This is a genomic window from Curtobacterium sp. BRB10 (assembly GCF_031844325.1).
Lineage (GTDB): Bacteria > Actinomycetota > Actinomycetes > Actinomycetales > Microbacteriaceae > Curtobacterium > Curtobacterium poinsettiae_A.
In genome coordinates this window covers 251,038-275,070 of record NZ_JAUZVA010000005.1, presented here as the reverse complement: position 1 = coordinate 275,070, position 24,033 = coordinate 251,038, and the positions used below count along the sequence as shown (strand labels likewise).

The window sequence follows — 24,033 nt, the reverse complement described above, 5'->3', positions numbered from 1 at the left end:
GTGCGGCAGGCGAACCGTGTTGACTCGCGCCCGGAACTGAGTAGGTTTGCCGCTCGTGACGAACGAGATCCGGTCGTTGAAAGCGCGACTGATCGGGGATCCCCTCCCCTCCGAGAAGCTCGAAGGACAGCTCCTCCCGAAGCACCTGGCCCTGCCGATCTTCGCGAGTGACCCACTGTCCTCTGTCGCGTACGCGCCGCAGGAACTCCTGATGATCCTGCTGCTCGGCGGCATGGCCTTCCTGACGTTCGCACCGTGGGTCGCCGCACTCGTCGTGCTGCTGCTCGTGGTCGTCGTCGCCTCGTACCGGCAGCTCATCAAGGCGTACCCATCCGGCGGCGGCGACTACGAGGTGGCGCACCGGAACCTCGGCGAGAAGGCCGGGCTGGTCGTCGCGAGTGCGCTGCTCGTCGACTACGTGATGACGGTGGCCGTGTCGGTCGCCTCCGGCGTCGACAACATCATCTCGGCGCTCCCGATGCTCGACCACTTCCGCGTCGAGCTCGCGCTGCTGTTCGTCGTGCTGCTCGCCGCCGCCAACCTGCGCGGTGTGCGGGAGTCGAGCAAGGCGTTCGCGATCCCGACCTACCTGTTCGTGGCGAGCGTCTTCGTGATGGTCGTGACCGGGCTCGTCCGGGTGGCCGCCGGCAACGCCCCGGTCGCCGAGTCCGCGGCCTACACCGTGCAGAACGTCGAGCACACCACGCAGGCGGCGTTCATCCTGCTGCTCCTCCGCGCCTTCGCCTCGGGCTGCTCGGCCCTGACCGGCGTCGAGGCCATCGCCAACGGCGTCCAGGCGTTCCGCCGTCCGAAGATCAAGAACGCGCAGGCCACCCTGGTCGCGATGGGCGGCATCGCGATCGTCCTGTTCGTCGGGCTCATCACCCTGGCGCTCGTGTCGCACGTGCACTACGCCGAGCGCGCCTGCGACCTGCAGGGCTTCGCGAACTGTGCCACCACGCCGCAGCGCTCGCTCATCGCGCAGATCGCAGCGGCGACGTTCGGCAACAACTCGGTGCTGTTCTTCGTGATCCAGGCGACGACGGCCGCGGTCCTGCTCCTCGCGGCGAACACGGCCTTCAACGGGTTCCCGCTGCTCGGCTCGATCCTGGCGCGCGACTCGTACGCCCCGAAGGCGCTGTCGACCCGCGGCGACCGGCTCATCTACTCGAACGGTGTCATCGTCCTGGCCCTCGTCGCCGCGGCGCTGCTCGTGGTCTACCGGTCGAACGTCACGAGCCTGATCCAGCTCTACATCATCGGTGTCTTCGTGTCGTTCACGCTCGGACAGACGGGCATGGTCGTGCACTGGACGCGGCTGCTGCGGGCCGACCGCGACCGCGACGGGGCGCCCGCGGCCGACGGCGAGCCACCCGTGAACCGCGGGCAGGTCGTCCGCTCCCGCACGATCAACGCGATCGGTGCGACCTTCACCCTCGTGGTGCTCGTCATCGTCACGATCACGAAGTTCACCCACGGCGCCTGGCTCGTGTTCCTGATCATGCCGGTGCTGTACGTGCTCATGCTCGGCGTGAACCGCTACTACCGCGACGTCTCGCACGAGATCGAGGCCGACGTCGAGACGAAGTTCGGCGCCACCGGGGACCACGCCATCGTCCTGGTGAACAAGCTGCAGAAGCCCGTGCTCAAGGCGCTCGACTACGCGGTCGCCGCCGAGCACGCGAGCATCGAGGCGGTGCACGTCGCGATCGACGACGCCGAGTCCCAACGCCTGCGCGACCAGTGGGCGGAGTACGGCATCCAGGTGCCACTGACGATCGTGCCGAGCCCGTACCGCGACATCTCGATGCCCCTGATCAAGTACATCAAGGCACACCGGGCCGAGCACGGATCCGAGGTCGTCACCGTCTACACCCCGATCTTCATCGTCGGGCACTGGTGGGAGGGCCTGCTCCACAACCACCGCGGCCGCCGCATCCGCAAGAAGCTGCTGCTCGTGCACGGCGTCACCGTGGCCCTGGTGCCGTGGCTGCTCGACTCGTCCGAGCTGCTGTACGGCCGCCGTTCCCGCCCGCTGCCCGGCCAGGAGCGCCGCGGCGAGCCCGTCCGACCCCCGCTTCGCCGCCCGGCGCAGCCCGGGTCGTCGGCCGAGGCCGCAGCCGAGGACCGCCTCCTCCGGTCCGCCGAGCGCAACAGCATCCAGCCGCGCCGCGCGACCCGTCCGGCCGGCCCCGCCGACGGCGTCGACCCCGCACTCTGCACGGGCGAGATCCACGCCCTCGTGCCCTCCCCGCCGCGACGGGGAGCCGACGAGTCGTAGCATGTGGCCCCATGACCATCAGTGACCTGCGGACGTTCGCCACGTTCGACGGACACGGCGGCAAGGTCTCGAAGCGCGTCGAGGTGCTCGACCACGAGCCGCCGGCCGGCAGCCCGCTCGAAGGACTCGTCGCCGTGCGTGGCGAGCACCCCCTCGGCGCGCGCGACGAGCGCGCCGCCGACGCGTCCGCCGCGCTCTCCCGCGGCGTCCCGAGCGTCGGCTGGGTGGACCCGGCCGCGCTCCGCGACTGGTACCGCCCGGACCGCGTCGTCCTCACCCGGCTCGAGGCGCGGCAGTCCGGCATCGAGCCCGGTGTCTACGCCGATTCCCGTGGGCGCGGTCGCGTCCGGATCGACGGCCTGGAGGCCCACCTCGCCCCCGACGGTCGGCCCGCCTTCCGCGCACTGGCCGGCCCCACCGCCGAGCCCGTCGTCGACGTGCCGCTGCCGACCGACCAGGCCGTCCGCCTGGTGGCGGTGACCGCGGTCGACGAGGGACTCGAGGTCGTCACCGCTCCGGTGTCACCGTTCCTGCAGCCCGGAGAGCACCCGGCGTACGGCGACGACGTGGTCGGGTTGCCGCCACGTCCGGCGAGCGGCCGGGTCCGGGTCACGGCGTCGGTGCTCCTCGACGGCGAGCTGCACGAGGTCGACCGGATCGACGAGCGTGCGGCGACCATCTGGATCCGGCGGGCCGACCGCGTCGTGCCGATCGCCACGAGTGCCGTCGGGCCCGATCTGGTGCGGTACGCGGCGGCGGCCGTCTGAGCCGCTCCGGCGCGGATGCGTGCCGGTGTGCACTGTGCCGCCCCGGTGCAGATGCGGGCCGCTGTGCGCGGCGGACCGCTCTCCCGCTGTGGCGCTTCGGGGGACGCCGCTGCTGCGTGTCGTGACGGGGGTGCGGCGTACCGTCGCGGACATGAGTGACGCAGACCGCGACCAGCAGCAGACCCCGGACGCACCGATCCAGGGCGAGACCCTCGGCGGCCCCCGACCCGACCCCTCCACCGACGCGAGCAAGGACCCCGAGCAGTGGGTCACCGGCGACGAACCGATGACGGGACCGCAGCGCAGCTACCTCGACACCCTGGCCCGTGAAGCCGGCGAGGAGCTCCCCGCTGACCTCACCAAGGCGCAGGCGTCGGAGCACATCGACCGCCTCCAGCAGCAGACCGGCCGCGGCGCCGATTCCTGAGGAGCAGTCCGCCCTTCGGCGGACCGCTGTCTGGGCATGCTCTGGGCATGTTCTGGCGAAGCGCGGTCAGTCCCCTGTTCGAGGATGATCGATGACGCGTCACCGGCTACCTTCGTGGCCATGCGAACGACATCGACCTCCATCGGCCTGACCGCGCTCCGCATCGTCCTCGGGGTGGTGTTCATCGCCCACGGCGCACAGAAGTTCGCCCAGGGCATCCCCAACGTGGTGCAGGGCTTCTCGGGCATGGGCGTCCCCCTCGCCGAGGTCGCAGCACCCCTCGTCGCCGGCCTCGAGCTCGTCGGCGGCATCCTGCTCGTGCTCGGCGTCGCGACCCGCGTCGTCGGTGTGCTCCTGGCCGTCGACATGGTCGTCGCCGGGTTCCTGGCGCACGGCACCTCGGGCTTCTACTCGCAGGACGGCGGGTTCGAGTACGTGCTCGTCCTCGCCGTGGCGTCGCTCGCCGTGGCGCTGACCGGGCCCGGGCGGTTCTCGCTCGACGCCATGGTGCTCAAGTCCTCGCGCCGTCGTCGTGGCGTCGAGGAGCCCCTGCCCGCCTGAGCCGCGCGTTCCAGTCCGTCCGGTGCGAGGTTCCGTCGCCCGTGCGAGCTCAAGAGGCCCGCACCGGGAACGGAACCTCGCACCGTTCATGCGGTCCCTCGCACCGTGCGAGGGACCGCGCGGCCGCTCAGCCCGCCAGCGCGTCCACGACCTGGCGGGCGATGCGTCGGCCAGCCCGGTTCGCACCGATGGTCGACGCCTGGGGCCCGTAGCCGGCCAGGAACAACCGCGGCTCCTCGGTCGACCGGCCGTCCTCGACCACCACCCCGCCCGCCGTGGTCCGCAGGTGCAGCGGTGCGAGGTGCCGCAGGTCGGCGCGGAACCCCGTCGCCCAGATCACGGCGTCGGCGTGCACGTGGGTGCCGCCCGCCGTCACCACGCCGGTCTCGTCCATCCGCGTGAACATCGGCTCGTCGCGCAGCACGCCGCGATCGATGCCGGCACGGATCCGTCGCGACACCGGGACCCCGGTGCCGCTGACGATGCTCGGCAGGACCTCGCCGGCACGGGCGGCGCGGTCCTGTTCGTCGACGGCGGCCACCGCGGACTCGACGTCGAGCGACGCGGTCCCGGCCCAGACCATCGGGCGCCGGGTGAACCACCGTGTCGAACGGGCGACGCCGTCGAGTTCGAGCAGGAACCCGATCGCGCTCGTCCCACCGCCGACCACCACGACGTCCTGACGGGCGAAGTCGGTGGCGCTGCGGTACTCGGTCGTGTCCACCTGACGCCCGCGGAACACGTCGCGCCCCGGGTACCACGGCACGAACGGGGTGCCCCACGTGCCGGACGCGTTCACCACGACCTCGGTACGGATGCGCGTGACGGTGCCGTCGGCGCTCCGGGTCGTGACGCACAGCCCGCCGTCCGCCGGGGCGTCGCGTGCCACGCCGCCGTCGCCGTGGATGCGTGAGACGGACGTCACCGTGACCGGGCGCCGCACCCGCAGGTCGTAGTGCTGCTCGAACCGCCGGTAGTACTCACCGACGACGTCACGCGCGGGTCGTGACCGGTCGGCGTCGTCGAACTCCAGCCCCATCGCGCGCATGCCGGGCAGGTCGTGCACCCGGTGCGCCGCCCCGAGCCGCAGGGCCTCCCACCGGAACTGCCACGCCCCACCGGTGCTCGGCGCACGGTCGAGGATCACCAGGTCGCTGCCGGGGACGAGCCCGAGGCGACGCAGGTGGTATCCCACCGAGAGCCCCGCCTGCCCCGCACCGATCACCACCACGCGGGCGTGCTGGTCGACCGGGGTCTCGAGGGGTTCCTTCATCACTTCGATTCTGCTGTGCGGGCCAGCCGTCGCGCGACGTCCAGATCGAGGTACATGGTAGAGTGATCGGCAGATTTCAAACCACGAACCGTCTGGTTCCCCGAGTGATCCTCCGTCATTCGCCAGGACCGGACCAGAGCCGAACGAGGGGGTCACGCATGGGGCGCGGCCGTCAGAAGGCGAAGCACACCAAGGTCGCCCGCGAGCTGAAGTACTTCAGCCCGCAGACGAACTACGGTGCGCTCGAGCAGGAGCTCTCCGCCGGACAACACTCCGACGAGGACTACGTCGACCGTTGGGCGGACCAGTACGGTCCGGAACCGGCGGAAGACGAAGACGAGTTCGAGACCCAGGCAGACCAGAACAAGTCCGCCTGACCTCTCTCGCAGTGACGCCGCGCAGCCCTCGGGCAGCGCGGCGTTTCCGCGTGCCCGGACACCTGTCGGAGCGCTCGGGTTCCGGCGGCGAGTGGTCACGACTCGCCGCGCGCATGACGCCGAGTGGTCAGGAACCGTCGGTTGCAGGCCCGCCAGGCGACGATTCGTGACCACTCACCGCACGCACCACGGCGCGGCGCGGCGCAGGACGGTGCGACCGCAGCCCCGCCCCGCAGCCGCCGAGCGGGTCAGCCCGCGTAGCTCCCGACGAGCCGGACCGCGCCGCCGTCGACACCCTTCGCGCCCTGCTCGAACCCGGTCAGGTCCCGCGCGGACGTGGCGATCGTGCCGACGGGCCACGTGGGCAGACCGGCGGCACCGAGTGCGGCGATGACCTCGGCAGCGGCACCGGCCGAGACGACGGCGAACATGCCGATGCCCAGGTTCCAGGTGCCCTCGGTGTCCTCGATCGGGGTGCCGGCCATGTCGGCCAGGACCCGGAAGACGGGGAGCGGCTGCCAGGTGGAACGGTCGACCTCGACCCAGGAGCCGACGGGCAGCACGCGCGCCAGGTTCGCGGCGATGCCACCACCGGTCACGTGCGAGAGCGAGTGCACCGCGCCCGGGTGCTGCTCGAGGAGCGCCAGGAGCGGTGCGGTGTACAGGCGGGTCGGCTCGAGCAGGGCTTCGCCGACGGAGACCGCACCGCCGAACCCGACGCCGCTCAGCTCGGGCAGCTGGTCCGTGAAGCCGACGCCGCGCGACGCCAGGATGTGCCGCACGAGCGAGTAGCCGTTGGAGTGCAGGCCCGACGACTCGATCGCCAGGACCACGTCGCCGTCCTGCACCAGGTGCGCGCCGAGCTGCGCGTCGGCTTCGACGACACCCGTCGCCGCACCGGCCACGTCGTAGTCGTCCGGCCCGAGCAGCCCCGGGTGCTCGGCGGTCTCGCCGCCGACCAGGGCGGTGCCGGTCTCCGAGCAGCCGCGGGCGATGCCGGCGACGATGTCGGCGATCCGGCCGGGCACCACGCGACCGCACGCGATGTAGTCGGTCATGAACAGCGGCTTCGCGCCGACCACGACGATGTCGTCGACGACCATGCCGACCAGGTCCTGCCCGATGGTGTCGTGCTTGTCGATCGCCTGCGCGATGGCGACCTTGGTGCCGACGCCGTCGGTGGAGGTCGCGAGCAACGGGTGTGCGAAGTCCTTCAGGAACGAGACGTCGTAGAGCCCGGCGAACCCGCCGACGCCGCCGAGGACCGAGGAGTTGTGGGTGGCCGCGACCGCGGACTTCATGAGCTCGACGGCCAGGTCACCGGCAGCGGTGTCCACTCCGGCTTCGGCGTACGGGTTGGGCATGCGGAGTCCTTCGCGGTGACATGGCAGACTTGTTCGGTACCCCCCGATTCTACTGATCTGGAGCACACCCGCGAATGTGCGGCATCGTCGGCCTTGTTGCGCAGGGCCCAGCCAACCAATCCATCTACGACGCACTGCTCCTCCTGCAGCACCGCGGGCAGGACTCGACGGGCATCGCCACGGTCGAGGGTCACGTGCACCACATGCACAAGACCCGCGGGCACGTGCGCGAGGCGTTCCGCACCCGCGACATGCGTGCCCTCCTCGGCACCATGGGGCTCGGACACGTCCGCTACGCCACCAAGGGCGCCGCGACGAACGAAGAAGAGGCCCAGCCGTTCTACGTGAACGCGCCGTACGGCATCGTCCTCGTCCACAACGGCAACCTCACCAACACGCGGGAACTCACGCGTGAACTGTTCGACATCGACCGTCGGCACCTGAACACGACGAGCGACACCGAGCTCCTGGTGAACGTGCTGGCGCACGAGCTGCAGGGCCAGGTCCGCGGCGCGAACCTCGATCCGGGTCAGGTCTTCGACGCCGTCGAGCGCGTGCACGAGCGGGTCGAGGGCTCCTACGCCACGATCGCGACCATCGCCGGGCACGGACTGCTGGCCTTCCGCGACCCGTTCGGCATCCGCCCGCTGATCCTCGGCCACAAGTTCGACGAGGCCGGGCAGCCGGAGTGGGTCGTCGCGAGTGAGTCGCTCGTGCTCGAGTCCGGCGGCTACGAGATCGTCCGCGACATCGCCCCGGGCGAGGCGGTCTTCATCGAGATGAACGGCCAGATGCACGCCCGCCAGTGCGCGAAGAACCCGCGCCTGGTGCCGTGCTCGTTCGAGTACGTCTACCTGGCACGTCCCGACTCCGTGATGAACGGCATCTCGGTCTACGACGCGCGTCTGCGCCTCGGCAACCGCCTCGCCGACACCATCGAGCAGTACGCGCCGACCGGTGACATCGACGTGGTCATGCCGATCCCGGACTCGAGCCGTCCGGCGGCGATGCAGGTCGCCCGGAAGCTCGGCATCGAGTACCGCGAGGGCTTCTACAAGAACCGCTACGTCGGCCGCACCTTCATCATGCCGGGGCAGGCGGAGCGCAAGCGTTCGGTGCGCCAGAAGCTCAACGCGATGTCGTCCGAGTTCAAGGGCAAGAACATCCTGATCGTCGACGACTCGATCGTCCGTGGCACCACGAGCCGCGAGATCGTCGAGATGGCCCGGGCGGCCGGCGCGAACGAGGTCACGTTCACGAGCGCTGCTCCCCCTGTCCGGTTCCCGCACGTCTACGGCATCAACATGCCGACACGTGCGGAGCTCATCGCGCACGACCGGAAGATCCCGGACATCAACCGAGTGCTCGGCAGCGACCACCTGATCTACCAGGAGGTCGGGGACATGCGGGACGCCATCATCGAGGGCTCGGACGTGACCGACCTCGAGATGAGCTGCTTCACGGGCGAGTACGTCACGGGCACCGTGAGCCCGGAGTACCTGTCCTGGGTCGAGGCGAACCAGCTCAGCTAGGCCGCGCCCGAGGCGCGACCAGCAGACGGACAGGAGGCCCGTGGCGACACCGCCACGGGCCTCCTGTCCATCTGCTGCTCGCGGCTACGGCCGCGGGTCACCGTGGTCGTCGAGCTCGCCGTCGACCGTCTCGGGCGGCAGTTCGACCTCCACGCGCTCCGCCGTCAGGCGGGCCGACCGCCGGGCGTAGACCCGGTCGAACACGACGGCGACGACCGCACCGACGAAGGCGCCGATCGTGACGCCCCACAGGCTGAAGTAGCCGACCAGGCTGCCGAAGCTGGTCTGGTCCCGCTGGCCGCCGAGGTTCATGGTGAGGGCGACCACGACCAGGGTCGCGAGGAACCCGAGCACGGCACCGCCGACGATGAACACGCCGAACTTCGGTGCACGGCGGATGGTGACCTCGTCGGGGCTGGCGACCGCGCTGGGAGCCGGTGCCGGCGTGGGGAGCGGCTGCTCGTCGGGTTGATCGGTGGTGCTCACCCGTCCATTGTCCCCCACTGTGGGACGTCCCGCGGCCTGTGCGCGGCGGTCGTTCCGGGAGAGGATGGTCGCTACTGGTCGGTATCCCAAGCGGAGGAGGTGTGTCGGATGCGTGAACGAACCGCACCCGCTCGCCGACGCCGACCGGCCGCACCCGCCCGCGTGGCCTGGCCCGTCGCGCAGCGCGCGGAAGAGGACCGCGCCGTCTCCGTCGTCGCCGAGCACCGGTGGAGTGTCGCGCTCGTCGGTGCCCCCGGCATCGGCAAGAGCACCGCCGCGGCGCGGGTCACCGACCGCGTCGCCGGTCGCGACGGCACCGGCCGCACGGTCGTCGTGCCGATCACGGCGGTCGCCGCGAGCCGGTCGATGCCCTTCGGCGCCGTCGCCGAGCGCTTCGGCGAGCTGCCCGCGTCCATCTCGGAGCTGTCCGACGACACCGGTGCCGAGCAGCGCTTCCGGGCGATCGAGGACCTCGTCGACCGTGACGTGCTGCTCCGCGTCGACGACGCCGACCACCTCGACGCGATCTCCGCGCGGTACGTCGCGTGGCTGGTCCGCCGACAGGGCGCCCGGCTGGTCCTGACCTGCCGCGACTTCACGGCGCTCCCCGAGCCGCTCCGCGCGCTGTGGCAGGACGACCTGCTCGAGCGCATCGACCTGCAGCCACTCGCGCTGCACGAGACCGCCGCGCTCGTGGCCGAGGCGCTGGGCTCGCCGCTCGAGAACGCTTCAGCCGAGCGCGTCCACCGCGCCACCGCCGGCAATCCGCTGTACCTGCGCGAGGTGGTCCGTGCGGCGCGGGTCTCCGGCGCCCTCGACCACACCGCGACCGGGTGGTACTGGCGCGGGCGGGTGACCGCGTCGGACAGCCTCGCCGACATGTACCGCACGGAACTCGGTTCGCTGCCGGAGGACCTGCGCGACGTCGTCGACATCGTCGCCCTCGCCGACCCCATCCCGCTCGCCCGCCTGCTCGGCCTGGTCAGCGGCGGGGACGTCGACCGGGTCGTCGCGCTCGGCCTGGTCCGGATCGACTCGCTCGAGGACGGCGCCGCGGTCGTCCGGCCGTCGCACCCGCTCGTCGGCGAGGTCATCCGGACGCTGGTGCCGGTCGCCCGACGCACGGCACTCTTCGCCCGCGCGAACGCGTTCCGCACCGACCGTCCCGAGGGCGCACCGCCCGCGGCACGCCTGCGTGCCGCGCTGTGGTCGCTCGAGTGCGGCGTCCTGCCGTCGGTCGACCAGCTGCTCGACGCGGCGCAGGTCGCCGTGCGGCTGCAGGAGCACGAGAGCGGGATCGCCCTGGCCTCGGCGGCGCTCCGCACGACGCTCACGCCGACCGAGCAGGTCACGGCGCACTGCCTCCGCTCGCTCGCGTACTCGTACTCGGACGGCCGTGAGGCCGGCCGCGCCGACGCCGAAGCGGCCTGGGGTGTGGCGAAGCGGCACGTCGGCGACGTCACCGACGAGGCCGTCATCGAAGCGTGCGAGACCCTGGCGAACATCCGTCAGTTCCACGACGACGACGTCGCTGCGGCGGTCGCCCTGGCCGATGCCGCCACACGTCTGGTGGTGTCCGACGAGGCCGTCGAACGGCTGCGGCTGCTGCGGATGGCGCACCAGGGGTGGGGCGGGGACTTCGCCGAGGTCCGAGCCGAGATCGAGCGCAGCGGCATCGTGCACGCCCCGACCATGCCGATGTCGTTCCTCGCCGTCGCACCGTGCGCCGTGATGGCGTTGGCGACCGCCGGCCGACTGGACGACGCGTCCGCGCTCGGTCGCCGTGCCCTGGCCACCGCGGTGGCGCACGTCGAGGCAGCCCCGTGGAGCGTCGGCGAGAACTCCTCCGTCCTGCACCAGGTGCAGATGTGGCGCGGCGACCTGGACGACCTGATCACCGAGGTGCCGGCGGGCCGGTCCAGCCCGTACCTGAAGTACGACTTCACGCTCGAGCTCATCGGCCAGGGCAACCTGGCGATCGCGCAGCGCCGCTGGGACGACGCCGTCGCCGCGTTCTCGGCGGCGTGCGAACGCTACGACATCGCCGACCACGGCGGGTTCGCGGCCTACCCCTGGGCGCGGCTGGCCCTGGCGCTCGCGTACGGCGGACGACCGGAAGAAGCCTCCAACGCGCTCGAACGTGCCCGGACCACGCCCCAGCGGGCGATGCGGATCACCGGCGAACAGGTCGCCGTGTCGATCGCCTGGACCGAGGCCGTGCTCGGCAACCCGGCCGGGCTGCAGCACGCCGACGACATCATCGAACGCAGCACGGCCAACGGCTCGTGGACGCACGTCATGTACGGGTACGCGCTGCACCACGCGGTCGGCATGCTGCAGGGGCGCGACTCGGCGTCCTCGCTCGACCGGATGCGCGAGGCCGCGACCCGCGTCGACGGCCCGCTCGCAGCCGCGGTCATCGAGTACGCCGACGCCGTCCGTGCCGACGACCGGACGCGGGTGATCGCGGCGCAGGGCGTGCTCTCGGCGCACGGCGTCTCGGTGACCGCCGGGCGCTCGAAACCACCGCTGACCAAGCGCGAGTACGAGGTCGCCGAGCTCGCCGCGCAGGGGTTGAGCAACCGGCGGATCGCGGAGTCCCTCGGGCTGTCGACGCGGACGATCGACGCGCACCTGTCGCGCGTCTTCGCGAAGTGGGACCTGCACGCGCGGTCGGAGCTCAGCGAACTGCTCTGAGGTGCTCGGCGTTCGGCATCGGCTGTCGCGCACGCAAGAACGTTGCGGATTGCAGCACGACGCGCCGCTGCGATTGACACGTTGTGTGGAACATCGCGTACCTTGGTGCCTGTCGCCGGGTTCGGACCCGTTCGGGTCGGGTCCGAATCCCGGCGACTTCAAGCTTAGGAACCGGGTCGATGCGGGCGCATCGGTAGGGACTACCTAATTCGCGCGGGGCTTCTCCGCGGATGGCCCCGCCACGTGCGGCCCGGTGCCGGCGGTTCGCCGGGTCAGGCGCCGGGGGCGGGCAGCCGGACCGGCAGGAACGCCGTCAGGTCGGCGCGCGAGCCCGAGGCACTGACGCGCGACTGCGCGACCGCCTCGGCCCAGGTCAGCTCGCCGGACGAGAGTGCCAGCCACGTGGTGGCATCGGTCTCGACCACGTTCGGCGGCGTGCCACGGGTGTGCCGGGGTCCGGGCACGGCCTGGACAGCGGCGAACGGCGGCACCCGCACCTCGACGCTGTTGCCCGGGACCTCGTCCGCCAGGCACTGCAACGTCCACCGCACCGCGGTCGCGACGGCCGGTCGAGCCGTCTCCCCACGACGCACGGCAGCAAGTGCCGCACGCCCGTCGGCGTCCTCGATCCTCCTGGGTGGCATCTCCACAGGCTAGCCCTCGCATCGCGGGCGGCGAGTCGGGCTGGGTAGGGTGATCGGGTGCGAATCCTCGTCCTCGGTTCCGGTGCCCGCGAGCACGCGATCATCACGGCCCTCCTCGCTGAGCATGCGGGTCACGTCATCACGGCAGCGCCCGGCAACGCCGGCATCGCCGCCGACGTCGAGACCGTCTCCCTCGACCCCACGAACGGCGCGCTCGTCGCCGAGTACGCGATCGAGAACGACGTCGAGCTCGTCGTCGTCGGCCCCGAGGCCCCGCTCATCGCCGGTGTGGCCGACCCGGTGCGCACCCGCGGCATCCCGGTGTTCGGGCCGGGCAAGGCCGCCGCGCAGCTCGAGGGCTCGAAGGCGTTCGCCAAGCGGATCATGGGCGAGGCCGGTGTGCCCACCGGGCGTCCGGTCTACGCGGGCACGGCGGACGAAGCCGTCGCCGCGATCGACGAGCTCGGCGCCCCGTACGTGGTCAAGGCCGACGGGCTCGCCGCAGGCAAGGGCGTGCTCGTGACCGACGACCGCCAGGCCGCGATCGACCACGCCACCTACTGGCTCCAGCACGGACACGTCGTGGTCGAGGAGTTCCTCGACGGCGAAGAGGTCTCGTTGTTCTTCCTGAGCGACGGGCACGACGTCCGCGCGCTCAGCCCCGCGCAGGACTACAAGCGCCTGGCCGACGGTGACCTCGGACCGAACACCGGCGGCATGGGCGCGTACTCGCCGCTGCCGTGGCTCGCCGACCGCTGGCCGTCCGAGCAGGCCTTCGTCGACGAGGTCACGGAGCTCGTCGCGCTGCCGACCGTCCGCCGCCTCGAGCACGAGGGCACGCCGTTCGTCGGGCTCCTGTACTGCGGCCTCATCGTCACCGAGCAAGGCGTCCGTGTGATCGAGTTCAACGCTCGCTTCGGCGACCCGGAGACGCAGGTCGTGCTCCCCCGCCTGGCCACGCCGCTCAGCGAGCTCCTGCTGGCCGCCGCCACCGGGCAGCTCGGCGCGGTGCCCGCACCCGTGTTCCACGACGAGGTCGCCGTGACCGTCGTCCTGGCGAGCGAGGGCTACCCGGAGAACCCGCAGACCGGTCGACCGATCACCGGCATCGACGACGCGAACGCCCGCGACGGCGTCTCGGTCGCGCACGCCGCCACCGGCGTCCTCGACGACACGCTCGTGGCCACGGGTGGCCGGGTGCTCAGCGTCGTGGCGACCGGGTCGGACTTCGCCCAGGCCCGCGAGCGTGCCTACGCCGGGCTCGGGGACATCACGCTCGACGGCGCACAGTTCCGCACCGACATCGCCGCGAAGGTCGCGAAGTGACCGCCGCCGCCCCGATCGCCGGCTGGCGGCACGTCTCGTCCGGCAAGGTGCGCGAGCTCTACGTGCCCGAGGGCACCGCCGACCTGGCGAGCGCGTCCGAGCTGCTGCTCGTCGCCTCGGACCGGGTCAGCGCGTACGACTTCGCGCTCGAGCCGCCGATCCCGGGCAAGGGCGAACTGCTGACCCGCCTGTCGCGGTTCTGGTTCACCCAGCTGAGCGACGTCCCGAACCACATCATCGGCCCGTCCTCCGGTGGCACCCCGGTGCCCGCCGACGTCGAGGCACGGTCGATGCACGTCATGCCGCTGAGGATGTTCCCCGTCGAGTGCGTCGTGCGCGGGTACTTGGTCGGCAGTGGCTGGGCCGAGTACCAGGAGACCGGCAGCGTGTGCGGCGTCCCGCTCCCCGCCGGGCTGTCCAACGGTGACCGCCTGCCGGAACCGATCTACACGCCGGCGTACAAGGCAGCCCAGGGCGAGCACGACGAGAACATCTCGTACGAGCAGACCGTCGACCTGGTCGGTGCCGAGACCGCGGCCACCCTGCGCGAGCTCTCGCTGCACGTCTACACCGAGGCCGCGGCCATCGCCCTCGAACGGGACGTCGTGATCGCGGACACGAAGTTCGAGTTCGGGCAGGACGCCACCGGCCGGATCCGCATCGCCGACGAGGTCCTGACGAGCGACTCCAGCCGCTACTGGGACGCCCGCTCCGCCGACCGCACCGACTCGTTCGACAAGCAGATCGTGCGGGACTGGCTCAGCGCGCACTGGGACCGTCAGGGCACGCCACCGGTGCTGCCGGACGAGATCGTCGAGCGCACGGCTGCGCGGTACGCCGAGCTGATCGAGCGCCTCGGCGCCTGACGCCGCGCCCGCCGGCGCCTACCGGTGCTGGCGGTGCTGGCGGCGCCTGTCCAGCGGTCACGACACCCCGCTCCGGTCCAGCGACCGGTCACGAACCGTCGCCCGAGGCCCCGCCAACCGACGGTTCGCGACCACTCGGCGGCCGACGCACGACACGTCGCGACCACTCGCCGCGTGACCCGCCGACGAGCCAGCCGACAGTTCCCGACCGCTCAGGCCTCGACGGACTCGACTGCCTCGACTGCCTCGACGGACTCGCGAGCCACCACGACGACGGTCAGGTCGTCGCCCGGGTCGTGCTCGACGACACGGGCGCGCACCCGCTGCAGGAACGTCTCGACGTCCGGGGACTCCCGGTACAGCGATCCCAGCTCCGACAGCGACGCGAGCGTGGAGTCCCAGAGCTCGAGCGCGCCGTCGGTCACGACGATGAGCACGTCACCGGGCCGGAGCACGAGTGACCCGGCCGCGCGGGGCATCCCGGCGGGGTGCAGCCCGATCGGCAGGTCCGACGACCGCAGGATCCGCTCGGCACCGTCGTCCCGGAGCTGCAGCACGAGCCCGTGTCCGGCGTCGGCGAAGTCGAGTCGCCCGGTGGACGGGGTCAGTCGGCCGTGGAACATCGTCGCGAAGGACTCGGCGCGGCTGAGCTCGGGTGCGACCTGTGCCTCGAGTCCGGCGACGGCGACGCCCGGGTCCTGGTCGCCGCGGGCGAGCAGGCCTCCGCGGATGTTCGCGGCGAGGAGCCCGGCGGACATCCCCTTGCCCATGACGTCCGACACGGTCAGGTGGATCGAGTCCTCGCCGGAACGGTGCCAGTCGTGGAAGTCGCCGGAGACGAGCCCGTGCGGGATCGACATCCCCGTGATCCGGTAGCCGGGAACCTGCACCTCGGCTGGCTGCAGGCCGTTGAGCACGGTGCGCAGGCGGTCCTCGTCGGCTCCGGCGAGCAGTTCACGCTCCGCCCAGATGCCGAGTTCCTGCAGGAGTTCGAGTTCGTCGGCGTCGAGGGTGCGCGGCTCGGGGTCGATCAGGCAGAGGGTGCCGACCTTCAGGTCGTCGTCGCCGGCACGGAGCCCGACGCCGGCGTAGAACCGGACGTTCGGGTCGCCGAGCACCATCGGCAGGTCCGCGTACCGGGCGTCCACGCGGGCGTCCGGGACGACCACGGGCCCCTGCTCGCCCAGGGTCCGTCCGCAGAACGTGTCCTGCAGCGGGATGACCGGGCCGAAGACGGCGTCGCTCTGCTGCGACTTGATCGTCAGCGTGGTCTCGCCCGCCAGGTTGAGGAACGAGCCGGAGACCCCGAGGGCCTCGCGTGCGATCCGGGTGATCCGTTCGAACCGTTCCTCGACCCCGCCGTCGACCACGTCGAGTGCCGCGATCAGCGCGGCTCGCCGGACCGCATCGGCCCCCGTCGGCGCGGGCACGGACATCGCGGTTTCCGGCTGCATGCTCCCACGGTAACGCGCGGAACGGACAGGGCCTGTCCCCAGTCCGGAGGGCGCAGGTCGTCCGGCGCGTCGGCGTACCCTGGTCGTCGTGCTCCGAGTCGTCCCCGCAACCGTCCTCGGCGTGGCCGCGCTCCTGGCCCTCGCCGGCTGTGGCGCCCACGACTCCACCGGCCAGGTGTCGGTCACGGTGTCGTCGAACGCCGCCGACCACCCCTACGAGGTCAAGGTGTTCGCCTCGACCGGCAAGCTCTCCGAGCACCAGCGGGTGTTCCCGGGCGGTACGGCCGACTTCGCGGGCGTTCCCCTCGGCCAGGTCACGGTCCGCGCCGGCGACCTCTGCCCGCAGACGACCAAGGTGTCCGACGGCACGGTCGCGACGGTCACCCTGACGACGACGGGCTGCTGACCCCGCGACTCGCCGGCGACCCCGCACACCGACGGATCGACAGGTCGTCGTCCCCGCCGGTCTCGGAGCGGAAGCCCTCGTCCTCCGCGGTCACGGCGTCGGGACCCGGTCCCACTCGTCGCCGTACCGGGACAGCACCGACCAGCGCGAGACGGGCCACGTGGTCACGAAGGCGCGCCCGACGACGTCGTCGACCGGCACGGTGCCGTGCACGCGTGAGTCGGCGGAGTCGTACCGGTTGTCGCCCATCACCCAGATGCGCCCCTCCGGCACGGTGATCTCGAAGTCCTTCCCGGCGACACGGTCCGACCCGCGTTCGAGCACGACGTAGGGCTCGTCGACCGCGTGCCCGTTCACCGACAGGCGGCCCTCGGCGTCGCAGCACGACACCGTGTCACCCGGCAGGCCGATGACCCGTTTGATCAGGTCGTCGCCCTGGCCCATGCCGAGCCAGCCGCCGGGGTCCTGGAACACCACGACGTCACCACGCTGCAGCGGCACCACCCCGGGCACGAGCTCGTTGACGAGCACCCGGTCCCCGACGAGCAGCGTGTTCTGCATCGAGGCCGAGGGGATGTAGAACGAACGGACCAGGTAGGCCTTGACCAGGAAGGACGCCAGCAGCGCCACGACGACGATGATGACGAGGTCGCGCAGGAACCGCAGGCCCCCGCGCTCCGGCTCGCTCTCGGCGGCGGGTTCGGCGTGCGGTTCGGCGTGGGGGTGCGTGCCGCTCAATGCGTCAGCACCACCTTGACGAGACCGATCACGAACGCCACCGCGGCCAGCACGATCCCGCCCCACAGCCCGAGGAACGTCGGCTGCTTGCCGCTGAACCGCTGCATGAACACGCCCACCAGCCCGATGCGCACGACCAGGATCGCCGTCGCCGCGATCTGCGCCCACTCCGCCGGCAGCCACCCGACCCATGCAGCCGCGTAGAGGACCGCCGGGATCAGCCCCGAGGTCGCGATCGGGTTGGCGTTCCGGACGATCGTCGCGACCGAGTCGCGGCGCGCAGCGCGGTCCTCGGCGGAATCCTCGCCGTCGTCGCCGAGCCCGTGCGCGACCAGGTGCGCGAGCACGTGGGCCAGGTACGTGAGCACCGCGGTCGCCAGGACGGTCGCCACCGCGGCGCCGTGGTGGATCTGCTCCGGGTTCACCGCGATCGCGACGGCGAGCACCGTGATGTTGCCGTAGATGTACGACGACATCCGGTCGCGGACGTGCTCGAGCGGCAGGTCGCGGGGGTCGGGGCGACCGCCGCGGGGTCCGCGCCCCGGTCGGGAGGGCCGTCGTGTGCGTGGCATCCGTCCATCTTGGCCCCCGCGGTCGGCCGTCCGCCGACAGGACACCGGCTGCGATGCTCACGCGGGCGGCCGGTTCCGGCAGACTGGGTGCCGATCGGTGCGACGGAGCGCCGGACAGGAGGCACGCATGACGTCCGCACGACCACTCGCCCTGGTGACCGGGGTGGGCCGCAGAGCCGGCATCGGTGCAGCGCTCGCCACCCGGCTGGCGACCGACGGCTGGGACCTCGCCATCTCGTGGTGGGGGCCCTACGACGACCGCGTGAGCGGCGGGGCGGACCCGGACGGGGTCGAGTCGGTGGTGCAGGAGTGCGAGGCGGCGGGAGCACGGGTGACGCGCCTCCCGGTCGACCTGGAGGACCCGGAGCAGGCGGCCGCACTCGTCGACCGCGCCGAGGCGGAAGCCGGCGCGCCCGTCACCGCGCTCGTCATGTCGCACTGCGAGTCCGTCGACTCCGACCTGCGCACCACCACGGTCGAGTCGTGGGACCGCCACTTCGCCGTGAACGCCCGCGCGCCGTTCCTGCTCGTGCAGGCCTACGCGGCCGGGCTCGAGCGCGCCGGGGACGCCGCACCGCGCAACCGACGCCGGATCGTCGCCCTGACGAGCGACCACATCGCGTACAACCTGCCGTACGGGGCGTCGAAGGGGGCGCTCGACCGGATCGTGTTCGGCGCCGCGAAGGAGCTCGGCAGCCTCGGCGTCAGCGCCAACGTGGTGAACCCGGGTCCGAACGACACCGGCTGGATGTCCGACGAGGTCAAGGGGTGGGCTGTCGAGGGCACGCCGCTCGGCCGGCTCGGACGCCCGTCGGACACCGCCGCGCTCGTCGGGTTCCTCTGCTCGGAACAGGGCGCCTGGGTGAACGGGCAGCTGCTGACGTCCGACGGCGGGATCTCGAACCGCGCCTGATGCACCGGATTGGTTGACGCGTCATCAAATTGGTTGACGCGTCAACCAATCGGGCGCAGACTGGGTGCATGCACACGCACGAACTGCTCGCCGCCGACACCGGGATGGGCGCCGTCACGCTCCGCGTCGCCGACCTCGACGCGATGATCCGGTACTACCGCGACGGCGTGCGGTTGTCGCTGCTCTCCCACGACGGCGGCGTGGCCGTGCTCGGTCGAGGCAGCACGCCGATCGTGGTCCTCGAGCACGCCCCCGCGATGCGGCACGCCGGACCCCGCGAGGCCGGCCTGTTCCACACGGCGATCCTGTTCGACACCCGCGCCGACCTGGCCGCCGCGCTCTACTCGGTCTCCACGCAGTACCCGGCGGGCTTCACCGGCAGTGCCGACCACCTGGTGAGCAACGCCTTCTACTTCACGGATCCCGAGGGCAACGGCGTGGAACTGTACTGGGACCGCGACCGCACCGAGTGGTCGTGGACGCACGGCATGGTCGACATGGACACGAAGTACGTCGACCCGAACGCGTTCCTGCAGTCCCACCTGACGCAGGACGCCCTGGACACCGCCACGGCGCGCCCGGGCAAGGTCGGCCACGTGCACCTGTCCGTCGGCGACGTCGCCACCGCACGCTCCTTCTACGTGGACACCCTCGGCTTCGAGACCACCGCCGGCTTCGGCGAGGCGCTGTTCGTCAGCGCCGGCGGGTACCACCACCACATGGCGATGAACACCTGGAACTCCCGCGGCGCCGGGCGGCGACAGCTCGCACTCGGCCTGGGGCTCGTGCGGATCGAGGTCCCGGGCACCGACGACCTCGGCGCCCTGACCGAGCGCATGCGGCACGGCGGCGTGGAGCTCGCCGACGACGGCCGGACCGTGGCGTTCGACGACCCCTGGGCGAACCGCATCGAGGTGACCACGCCCGCTCGCGGCTGACGCGTCGCGACACGTCGCACTGACCGACCCCACGCGCGGCCGGACCCGCGCGGTGTCGCCCAGCGCGGAACTCGCCACACCGGCCGCCGGACCGGCAGGATGGACCCGTGACTGACGACATCCGGTGGGAGGTGGTCGAGGAGAGCACGCTGTCGCTCCCCGACCACGAAGCGATCGCAGCGCTGCTCGGGCAGGCCTTCCCCGACTGGTCGCACTGGTACGTGGGCGGCCGGAGCTGGTCCGGCATGCAGCCGGAACGCCGGGTGCTCGCGCACGACGCCGACGGGGTCGTCCTGGCCCACGTCGGCATCCGCCGCATGTACATCTCCGTCGGCGGACAGGACGTCCTGGTCGGCGACACCGGCCTGGTCGCCGTCGCACCCCGTCTGCAGGGCACCGGCGTCGGCCGCGAGCTGATGACCCGGACCGCGGCGGTCCTCGAGGGACTCCGCGTCCCCTTCGGGTTCCTCGGCGCGGGCGAGGACCGCATCCCGTTCTACTCGAAGCTCGGCTGGCACGAGTTCCCCGAGGCCGTCGGCACCTTCTCGGCGTTCACGGCCGAGGGCGCGGGCGTCAGCAACACCGAGCAGGGCGGCTGGATGGCGCTGCCGGTGGCAGCGCAGCTCGAGGACTGGCCCGCTGGGCCGATCTGGCTGAACGGCCAGCAGGTCTAGAACCGCTTCAGACCGACGGACGGGAGGCCCGGTACCAGCTGGTACCGGGCCTCCCGTCCGTCAGGTGGTGGAGCGGGGCTTACGCCTCGACCGCGACCTTCTCCGGGTCCTCGTTGGAGCCCGGCGCGCTCGGCGTGACCGCGGCGCGCACGCGCGCACCCAGGTCGGCGTCGACGTTCGTCCAGTAGGCGAACACGCGCTCGCGCAGGTCGTCGCGCGTCACCTTCGAGACGTGGCCGGCGATGTTGCCGACCAGGCGCTCACGGGCGGCGTCGTCCAGGACCTCACGGACGAGCGTGCCGGCCTGGCCGAAGTCGTCGTCCTCCGGGTGCAGGGTCGCGGCGGAACGCTGCAGCGCACCGTCGGACTCCCAGCCCGGGGCGTCGTCGGTCGCGTTCGGGTCGGCGTGCGCACCACCGAGCGAGTTCGGCGCGTACACCGGCACCTCGGACTTCTGGAAGTCGAAGCGCATGCCGCCGTCCTTCGAGTACGAGTGGACCTCGTTCTTCGGGGCGTTCACCGGCAGCTGGGCGTGGTTCGTGCCGACACGGTAGCGGTGGGCGTCCGCGTAGCTGAAGATGCGCGCCAGGAGCATCTTGTCAGGGCTCGCCGCGATGCCGGGCACGAAGTTCGAGGGGGCGAACGTCGCCTGCTCGATCTGCGCGAAGTAGTTCTCCGGGTTGCGGTTGAGCTCCATCGTGCCGACCTCGATGAGGGGGTAGTCCGCGTGCGGCCACACCTTCGTCAGGTCGAACGGGTTGAAGCGGTAGGTCGCGGCGTCCTCGTAGGGCATGACCTGCACCTTGAGGGTCCACCGCGGGAAGTCCTGACGCTCGATCGCGGCGTGCAGGTCGCGGATGTGGAAGTCCGCGTCCTCGCCGGCGATGCGGTCGGCGTCCTCCTGCGTCAGGGTCTTGTGGCCCTGCTCGGTGATGAAGTGGTACTTCACCCAGAAGCGCTCGCCCTCGGCGTTGATCCACTGGTAGGTGTGCGAGCCGAAACCGTCCATCTCGCGCCAGCTCGCCGGCAGGCCGCGGTCGCCCATCAGCCACGTGACCTGGTGCGCCGACTCGGGCGACAGGGTCCAGAAGTCCCACTGCATGTCGTGGTCGCGCAGGTGCGAACCGGGCAGGCGCTTCTGCGAGCGGATGAAGTCGGGGAACTTGATGCCGTCGCGGATGAAGAACACCGGGGTGTTGTTGCCGACCAGGTCGTAGTTGCCCTCGGTCGTGTAGAACTTCAGCGCGAAGCCGCGGGGGTCGCGCCACGTGTCGGGGGAACCCTGCTCACCGGCGACGCTCGAGAACCGGGCGAGCATCTCGGTGGTCTGCCCGGGCTGCAGGAACGCGGCTCGGGTGAAGCGCGAGACGTCCTGCGTGACGGTGAAGGTACCGAAGGCGCCGCCACCCTTGGCGTGCACGACCCGCTCCGGGACACGCTCGCGGTTGAACTGGGCGAGCTTCTCGACCAGGTAGTGGTCGTGCAGCGCGAGGGGGCCGTCGGCCCCGACGCCCATCGAGTGCTCGTCGCTCGAGACGGGTGCGCCGCTGTTGGTCGTGGTGGTCGGGGTGCCGGTCGGCGTGTTCTGGTCGGACACGGTTCCTCCTTGAGGTGGGACGTTGGTTCGGTCAGGGGTGCTCGGGTGGTTCGGGATCCGGCGCGTCGTGCGGCCGGTGCGGTGGGCGGTCGCCGTCAGGCGGGCGCGGGGGCGACGTCCGGGTCGTCGTGCTCCACACCGTCGCGCTCTGCCGCTGCGCAGCGCTCGCAGATGCCCCAGTAGGTGACCTCCGCGGTGGTGACCGCGAAGCCGTGGGTCTCGGACGGCGTCAGGCAGGGCGAGTGGCCGACCGCACAGTCGACGTCCTCGATGGCGCCGCACAGGGTGCAGACGATGTGGTGGTGGTTGTCACCGGTGCGGCGCTCGTACCGCGCGGGGCTGCCGGCCGGTTCGATGCGGCGGACGAGCCCGACGCCGGTCAGGGCGTTCAGCACGCCGTAGACGGCCTGGTGACTCGTGGTCGGCAACTCCACGGCGAGCGCGGTGACGATGTCGTCCGCGGTGGCGTGCGGCATCGAGTCGGTCGCGCGGAGCACCGCGAGTCGCGGGGTCGTGACCCGGAGCCCCGAGGAACGGAGCAGATCGGCGTCGGCGTCCATGCTGAGCCTTTCTTTTGCAGGAATCAAGACAACGTGTTCACTGTACACGAGCTTCTGCTGCCGGCCATCGAAGGACGCATGCTGCTACCGGAATACGAAGTGTCACGATCCGGTCGCGATCCGCGGGGACGCCGCTGGACCGACGATCCGCACGCTAACGTCCGGACATGTCCACGAGCCAGGGTCTGCCTGAACAGGCGAACAGCACCGAGGACGTCCGGGGGATCATCGCGAAGCGGGACCTGGTCGTCGACCTCATCCGGACGGCCTGCGTCGTCCTCGTCGTCATCGTGCACGTCACGATGGTCGGCGTCGCCGCCGACGACCAGGGGGTGCGGGTCACGAGCCCGCTGCAGGAACTCCCCTGGTACGTCGCCGCCACCTGGGTCGGGCAGGTGATGCCGCTGTTCTTCGTGGTCGGCGGGTTCGCGAGCGCCGTCGGCTGGCGCAGCACCGTCGCCCGAGGCGCACCGAGCCCCGCCCGCGACTTCCTGGCCACCCGACTGGTGCGGCTGTTCCGGCCCGCGGTGCCGCTGTTCGTGTTCCTCGCGCTCGGGCTCGGGGTCGCCACGGCCGCGGGGACGCCGCCGGAGCTCCTGGCCGAGGTCGCGTTCGGCATCGGTTCGCCGCTCTGGTTCCTGGCCGCCTACGGCATCACCCAGTGCTGCGTGCCCGTGATGATGCGCCTGCACGAACGAGCACCCTGGGCCACCCTCGCCGTGCTGCTCGTGCTCGCCGGAGCGGTCGACGCCGTCCGCCTGGCCACCGGTGTCGCCGAGGTCGGGCTGCTCAACCTCGGGCCGGTGTGGCTCTTCGCGCAGCAGCTCGGCTTCCTCTGGGCCGACGGCTGGTTCGCTCGCCGGTCGAAGGTGCTCCTGCTGGGCATCGCCGTCGCCGCCTACGCCGTGCTCGTACCGATGACCTCGGTCGGGCTCTGGGCACCCGACATGCTGCAGGACCTCAACCCGCCGATGCTCCCGTTGGCGTTCCTGGCGATCGCGCAGGCCTGCCTGGTCCAGCTCGTGCACGCTCCGCTCTCCCGACTGATGCGCACCCGGGCCGCCCTCGGGGCAGTGTTCGTGCTCGGCCGGGACGGCATGACCATCTACCTGTGGCACCTGCCGCTCTTCATCGCGCTGAACGGCGTCGCCCTGCTCGTCGGACTGCCGTTCCCGACGCCGGGTTCCGGTCCGTGGTGGGCGTCCCGGGTCGTCGCACTCGTGGTGGTGCTCGCCGTCGCGCTCGGGGTGGCCAGGGCTCTGCGCTGGTTCGACCGGCCGCTCCCCCGGCTGTTGCCGTCGGCCGACCGTCCATCGTGGCCGGTCGTCGCGCTCGCCGCCCTCTGCACGATCGGCCCGGCGTTCCTCGTGATGCAGCTGCACCTGTCGTTCGGCGTCGCGCTCGTCGGTGCAGTGGCCGTGCCGATCGGCGTCTGGCTGCTGTCGCGGACCGTCCCGGCACGCGGGGTCGCCCGGATCTGAACCGGTTCTCACCGTCCCAGGGCCAGCCGGGCCCCCGGCGGACGTCGGGCGGACGGAGGATGGCTCCGGCGGCGCGGAGGACGAGCCCGCCTGATCCCC

Annotated in this window: 23 protein-coding genes; 14 read left to right on the top strand and 9 right to left on the bottom strand. The window is 71.7% G+C overall.

Annotated elements, in window-relative coordinates; translation table 11 throughout:
- Positions 1–46: 46 nt before the first annotated feature.
- From Q9R26_RS12785 to Q9R26_RS12770, 4 genes are all read left to right on the top strand, one after another.
- Positions 47–2,281: an APC family permease gene (locus Q9R26_RS12785; RefSeq protein ID WP_311227489.1), complete on the top strand. Its 2,235-nt coding sequence runs from the start codon at positions 47–49 to the stop codon at positions 2,279–2,281.
- A gap of 11 nt (positions 2,282–2,292) precedes the next feature.
- Positions 2,293–3,048 carry a hypothetical protein gene (locus tag Q9R26_RS12780; protein WP_311227488.1) on the top strand — a complete coding sequence of 252 codons (756 nt, stop codon included), beginning with the start codon at positions 2,293–2,295 and terminating at the stop codon, positions 3,046–3,048.
- Between the two features lie 151 nt (positions 3,049–3,199).
- On the top strand, positions 3,200–3,475 hold the full coding sequence (locus tag Q9R26_RS12775) for a DUF3072 domain-containing protein (protein ID WP_017886246.1): 276 nt from the start codon (positions 3,200–3,202) through the stop codon (positions 3,473–3,475).
- Between the two features lie 120 nt (positions 3,476–3,595).
- Complete coding sequence (locus tag Q9R26_RS12770; protein ID WP_262136928.1) at positions 3,596–4,036, top strand: DoxX family protein; 441 nt, start codon at positions 3,596–3,598, stop codon at positions 4,034–4,036.
- A gap of 127 nt (positions 4,037–4,163) precedes the next feature.
- Here Q9R26_RS12770 and Q9R26_RS12765 read toward each other — a convergent pair whose 3' ends face one another.
- A complete protein-coding gene (locus tag Q9R26_RS12765) occupies positions 4,164–5,309 on the bottom strand; it encodes an NAD(P)-binding domain-containing protein (protein ID WP_311227487.1) in 1,146 nt (381 codons plus the stop codon).
- Between the two features lie 158 nt (positions 5,310–5,467).
- Here Q9R26_RS12765 and Q9R26_RS12760 point away from each other — a divergent pair, with 158 nt between their 5' ends.
- Positions 5,468–5,686, top strand: coding sequence for a DUF3073 domain-containing protein (locus Q9R26_RS12760; protein ID WP_182064696.1), 219 nt, complete (start codon positions 5,468–5,470; stop codon positions 5,684–5,686).
- 248 nt (positions 5,687–5,934) lie between these two features.
- On the opposite strand, the gene purM is transcribed toward Q9R26_RS12760, so the two are convergent.
- Positions 5,935–7,050: a phosphoribosylformylglycinamidine cyclo-ligase gene (purM, locus tag Q9R26_RS12755; RefSeq protein WP_209133115.1), complete on the bottom strand. Its 1,116-nt coding sequence runs from the start codon at positions 7,048–7,050 to the stop codon at positions 5,935–5,937.
- Between the two features lie 74 nt (positions 7,051–7,124).
- Here purM and purF point away from each other — a divergent pair, with 74 nt between their 5' ends.
- Positions 7,125–8,582, top strand: coding sequence for an amidophosphoribosyltransferase (purF, locus tag Q9R26_RS12750; protein WP_042539088.1), 1,458 nt, complete (start codon positions 7,125–7,127; stop codon positions 8,580–8,582).
- A gap of 84 nt (positions 8,583–8,666) precedes the next feature.
- Here purF and Q9R26_RS12745 read toward each other — a convergent pair whose 3' ends face one another.
- Positions 8,667–9,068, bottom strand: a complete 402-nt coding sequence (locus Q9R26_RS12745) for a hypothetical protein (protein ID WP_259580426.1) — start codon at positions 9,066–9,068, stop codon at positions 8,667–8,669.
- A 108-nt stretch (positions 9,069–9,176) separates the two neighbouring features.
- On the opposite strand from Q9R26_RS12745, the gene Q9R26_RS12740 reads away from it, so the two are divergent.
- A complete protein-coding gene (locus Q9R26_RS12740; protein ID WP_311227486.1) occupies positions 9,177–11,765 on the top strand; it encodes a LuxR C-terminal-related transcriptional regulator in 2,589 nt (862 codons plus the stop codon).
- A 272-nt stretch (positions 11,766–12,037) separates the two neighbouring features.
- Here Q9R26_RS12740 and Q9R26_RS12735 read toward each other — a convergent pair whose 3' ends face one another.
- Positions 12,038–12,409: a sterol carrier family protein gene (locus Q9R26_RS12735; RefSeq protein ID WP_111088729.1), complete on the bottom strand. Its 372-nt coding sequence runs from the start codon at positions 12,407–12,409 to the stop codon at positions 12,038–12,040.
- A 57-nt stretch (positions 12,410–12,466) separates the two neighbouring features.
- On the opposite strand from Q9R26_RS12735, the gene purD reads away from it, so the two are divergent.
- Positions 12,467–13,735 carry a phosphoribosylamine--glycine ligase gene (purD, locus tag Q9R26_RS12730; protein ID WP_182064693.1) on the top strand — a complete coding sequence of 423 codons (1,269 nt, stop codon included), beginning with the start codon at positions 12,467–12,469 and terminating at the stop codon, positions 13,733–13,735.
- Positions 13,732–14,601, top strand: coding sequence for a phosphoribosylaminoimidazolesuccinocarboxamide synthase (locus Q9R26_RS12725; protein ID WP_311227485.1), 870 nt, complete (start codon positions 13,732–13,734; stop codon positions 14,599–14,601). The genes purD and Q9R26_RS12725 overlap by 4 nt, the downstream gene beginning before the upstream one ends.
- A gap of 212 nt (positions 14,602–14,813) precedes the next feature.
- On the opposite strand, the gene Q9R26_RS12720 is transcribed toward Q9R26_RS12725, so the two are convergent.
- On the bottom strand, positions 14,814–16,055 hold the full coding sequence (locus Q9R26_RS12720; protein ID WP_311227484.1) for a SpoIIE family protein phosphatase: 1,242 nt from the start codon (positions 16,053–16,055) through the stop codon (positions 14,814–14,816).
- An 88-nt stretch (positions 16,056–16,143) separates the two neighbouring features.
- Here Q9R26_RS12720 and Q9R26_RS12715 point away from each other — a divergent pair, with 88 nt between their 5' ends.
- Positions 16,144–16,461: a hypothetical protein gene (locus Q9R26_RS12715; protein WP_027465033.1), complete on the top strand. Its 318-nt coding sequence runs from the start codon at positions 16,144–16,146 to the stop codon at positions 16,459–16,461.
- A 90-nt stretch (positions 16,462–16,551) separates the two neighbouring features.
- Here the strand turns inward: Q9R26_RS12715 and lepB are convergent, their stop codons facing one another.
- Complete coding sequence (lepB, locus tag Q9R26_RS12710) at positions 16,552–17,199, bottom strand: signal peptidase I (protein ID WP_311227483.1); 648 nt, start codon at positions 17,197–17,199, stop codon at positions 16,552–16,554.
- Positions 17,196–17,771 (bottom strand): hypothetical protein, encoded by a 576-nt coding sequence (locus tag Q9R26_RS12705; RefSeq protein ID WP_259580415.1) that lies wholly within the window; start codon positions 17,769–17,771, stop codon positions 17,196–17,198. Before Q9R26_RS12705 ends, lepB begins: the two co-directional genes overlap by 4 nt.
- 127 nt (positions 17,772–17,898) lie before the next feature.
- Between Q9R26_RS12705 and Q9R26_RS12700 the strand changes: the two genes are divergently transcribed.
- From Q9R26_RS12700 to Q9R26_RS12690, 3 genes are all read left to right on the top strand, one after another.
- Entirely contained in the window at positions 17,899–18,684 is a 786-nt protein-coding gene (locus Q9R26_RS12700) for an SDR family oxidoreductase (RefSeq protein ID WP_311227482.1), read from the top strand.
- Between the two features lie 68 nt (positions 18,685–18,752).
- Positions 18,753–19,622 (top strand): VOC family protein, encoded by an 870-nt coding sequence (locus tag Q9R26_RS12695; protein ID WP_311227481.1) that lies wholly within the window; start codon positions 18,753–18,755, stop codon positions 19,620–19,622.
- Positions 19,623–19,729: 107 nt separating this feature from the next.
- Complete coding sequence (locus Q9R26_RS12690; protein ID WP_311227480.1) at positions 19,730–20,296, top strand: GNAT family N-acetyltransferase; 567 nt, start codon at positions 19,730–19,732, stop codon at positions 20,294–20,296.
- 79 nt (positions 20,297–20,375) lie between these two features.
- On the opposite strand, the gene Q9R26_RS12685 is transcribed toward Q9R26_RS12690, so the two are convergent.
- Positions 20,376–21,893: a catalase gene (locus tag Q9R26_RS12685; RefSeq protein WP_182064679.1), complete on the bottom strand. Its 1,518-nt coding sequence runs from the start codon at positions 21,891–21,893 to the stop codon at positions 20,376–20,378.
- Between the two features lie 95 nt (positions 21,894–21,988).
- Complete coding sequence (locus tag Q9R26_RS12680) at positions 21,989–22,453, bottom strand: Fur family transcriptional regulator (RefSeq protein WP_182064678.1); 465 nt, start codon at positions 22,451–22,453, stop codon at positions 21,989–21,991.
- A gap of 167 nt (positions 22,454–22,620) precedes the next feature.
- On the opposite strand from Q9R26_RS12680, the gene Q9R26_RS12675 reads away from it, so the two are divergent.
- The gene (locus Q9R26_RS12675; protein WP_311227479.1) at positions 22,621–23,934 is read left to right on the top strand and encodes an acyltransferase; all 1,314 of its coding nucleotides are present in this window, start codon (positions 22,621–22,623) and stop codon (positions 23,932–23,934) included.
- The last annotated feature ends 99 nt before the right edge of the window (positions 23,935–24,033 follow it).

Excerpts from the sequence above, each read along its gene's own strand:
- Q9R26_RS12780 (WP_311227488.1), top strand. The coding sequence starts at position 2,293 with ATGACCATCAGTGACCTGCGGACGTTCGCCACGTTCGACGGACACGGC.
- Q9R26_RS12775 (WP_017886246.1), top strand. The coding sequence starts at position 3,200 with ATGAGTGACGCAGACCGCGACCAGCAGCAGACCCCGGACGCACCGATC.
- Q9R26_RS12770 (WP_262136928.1), top strand. The coding sequence starts at position 3,596 with ATGCGAACGACATCGACCTCCATCGGCCTGACCGCGCTCCGCATCGTC.
- Q9R26_RS12765 (WP_311227487.1), bottom strand. The coding sequence starts at position 5,309 with ATGAAGGAACCCCTCGAGACCCCGGTCGACCAGCACGCCCGCGTGGTG.
- Q9R26_RS12760 (WP_182064696.1), top strand. The coding sequence starts at position 5,468 with ATGGGGCGCGGCCGTCAGAAGGCGAAGCACACCAAGGTCGCCCGCGAG.
- purM (WP_209133115.1), bottom strand. The coding sequence starts at position 7,050 with ATGCCCAACCCGTACGCCGAAGCCGGAGTGGACACCGCTGCCGGTGAC.
- purF (WP_042539088.1), top strand. The coding sequence starts at position 7,125 with ATGTGCGGCATCGTCGGCCTTGTTGCGCAGGGCCCAGCCAACCAATCC.
- Q9R26_RS12740 (WP_311227486.1), top strand. The coding sequence starts at position 9,177 with ATGCGTGAACGAACCGCACCCGCTCGCCGACGCCGACCGGCCGCACCC.
- Q9R26_RS12735 (WP_111088729.1), bottom strand. The coding sequence starts at position 12,409 with ATGCCACCCAGGAGGATCGAGGACGCCGACGGGCGTGCGGCACTTGCT.
- Q9R26_RS12720 (WP_311227484.1), bottom strand. The coding sequence starts at position 16,055 with ATGCAGCCGGAAACCGCGATGTCCGTGCCCGCGCCGACGGGGGCCGAT.
- Q9R26_RS12705 (WP_259580415.1), bottom strand. The coding sequence starts at position 17,771 with ATGCCACGCACACGACGGCCCTCCCGACCGGGGCGCGGACCCCGCGGC.
- Q9R26_RS12700 (WP_311227482.1), top strand. The coding sequence starts at position 17,899 with ATGACGTCCGCACGACCACTCGCCCTGGTGACCGGGGTGGGCCGCAGA.
- Q9R26_RS12695 (WP_311227481.1), top strand. The coding sequence starts at position 18,753 with ATGCACACGCACGAACTGCTCGCCGCCGACACCGGGATGGGCGCCGTC.
- Q9R26_RS12680 (WP_182064678.1), bottom strand. The coding sequence starts at position 22,453 with ATGGACGCCGACGCCGATCTGCTCCGTTCCTCGGGGCTCCGGGTCACG.
- Q9R26_RS12675 (WP_311227479.1), top strand. The coding sequence starts at position 22,621 with ATGTCCACGAGCCAGGGTCTGCCTGAACAGGCGAACAGCACCGAGGAC.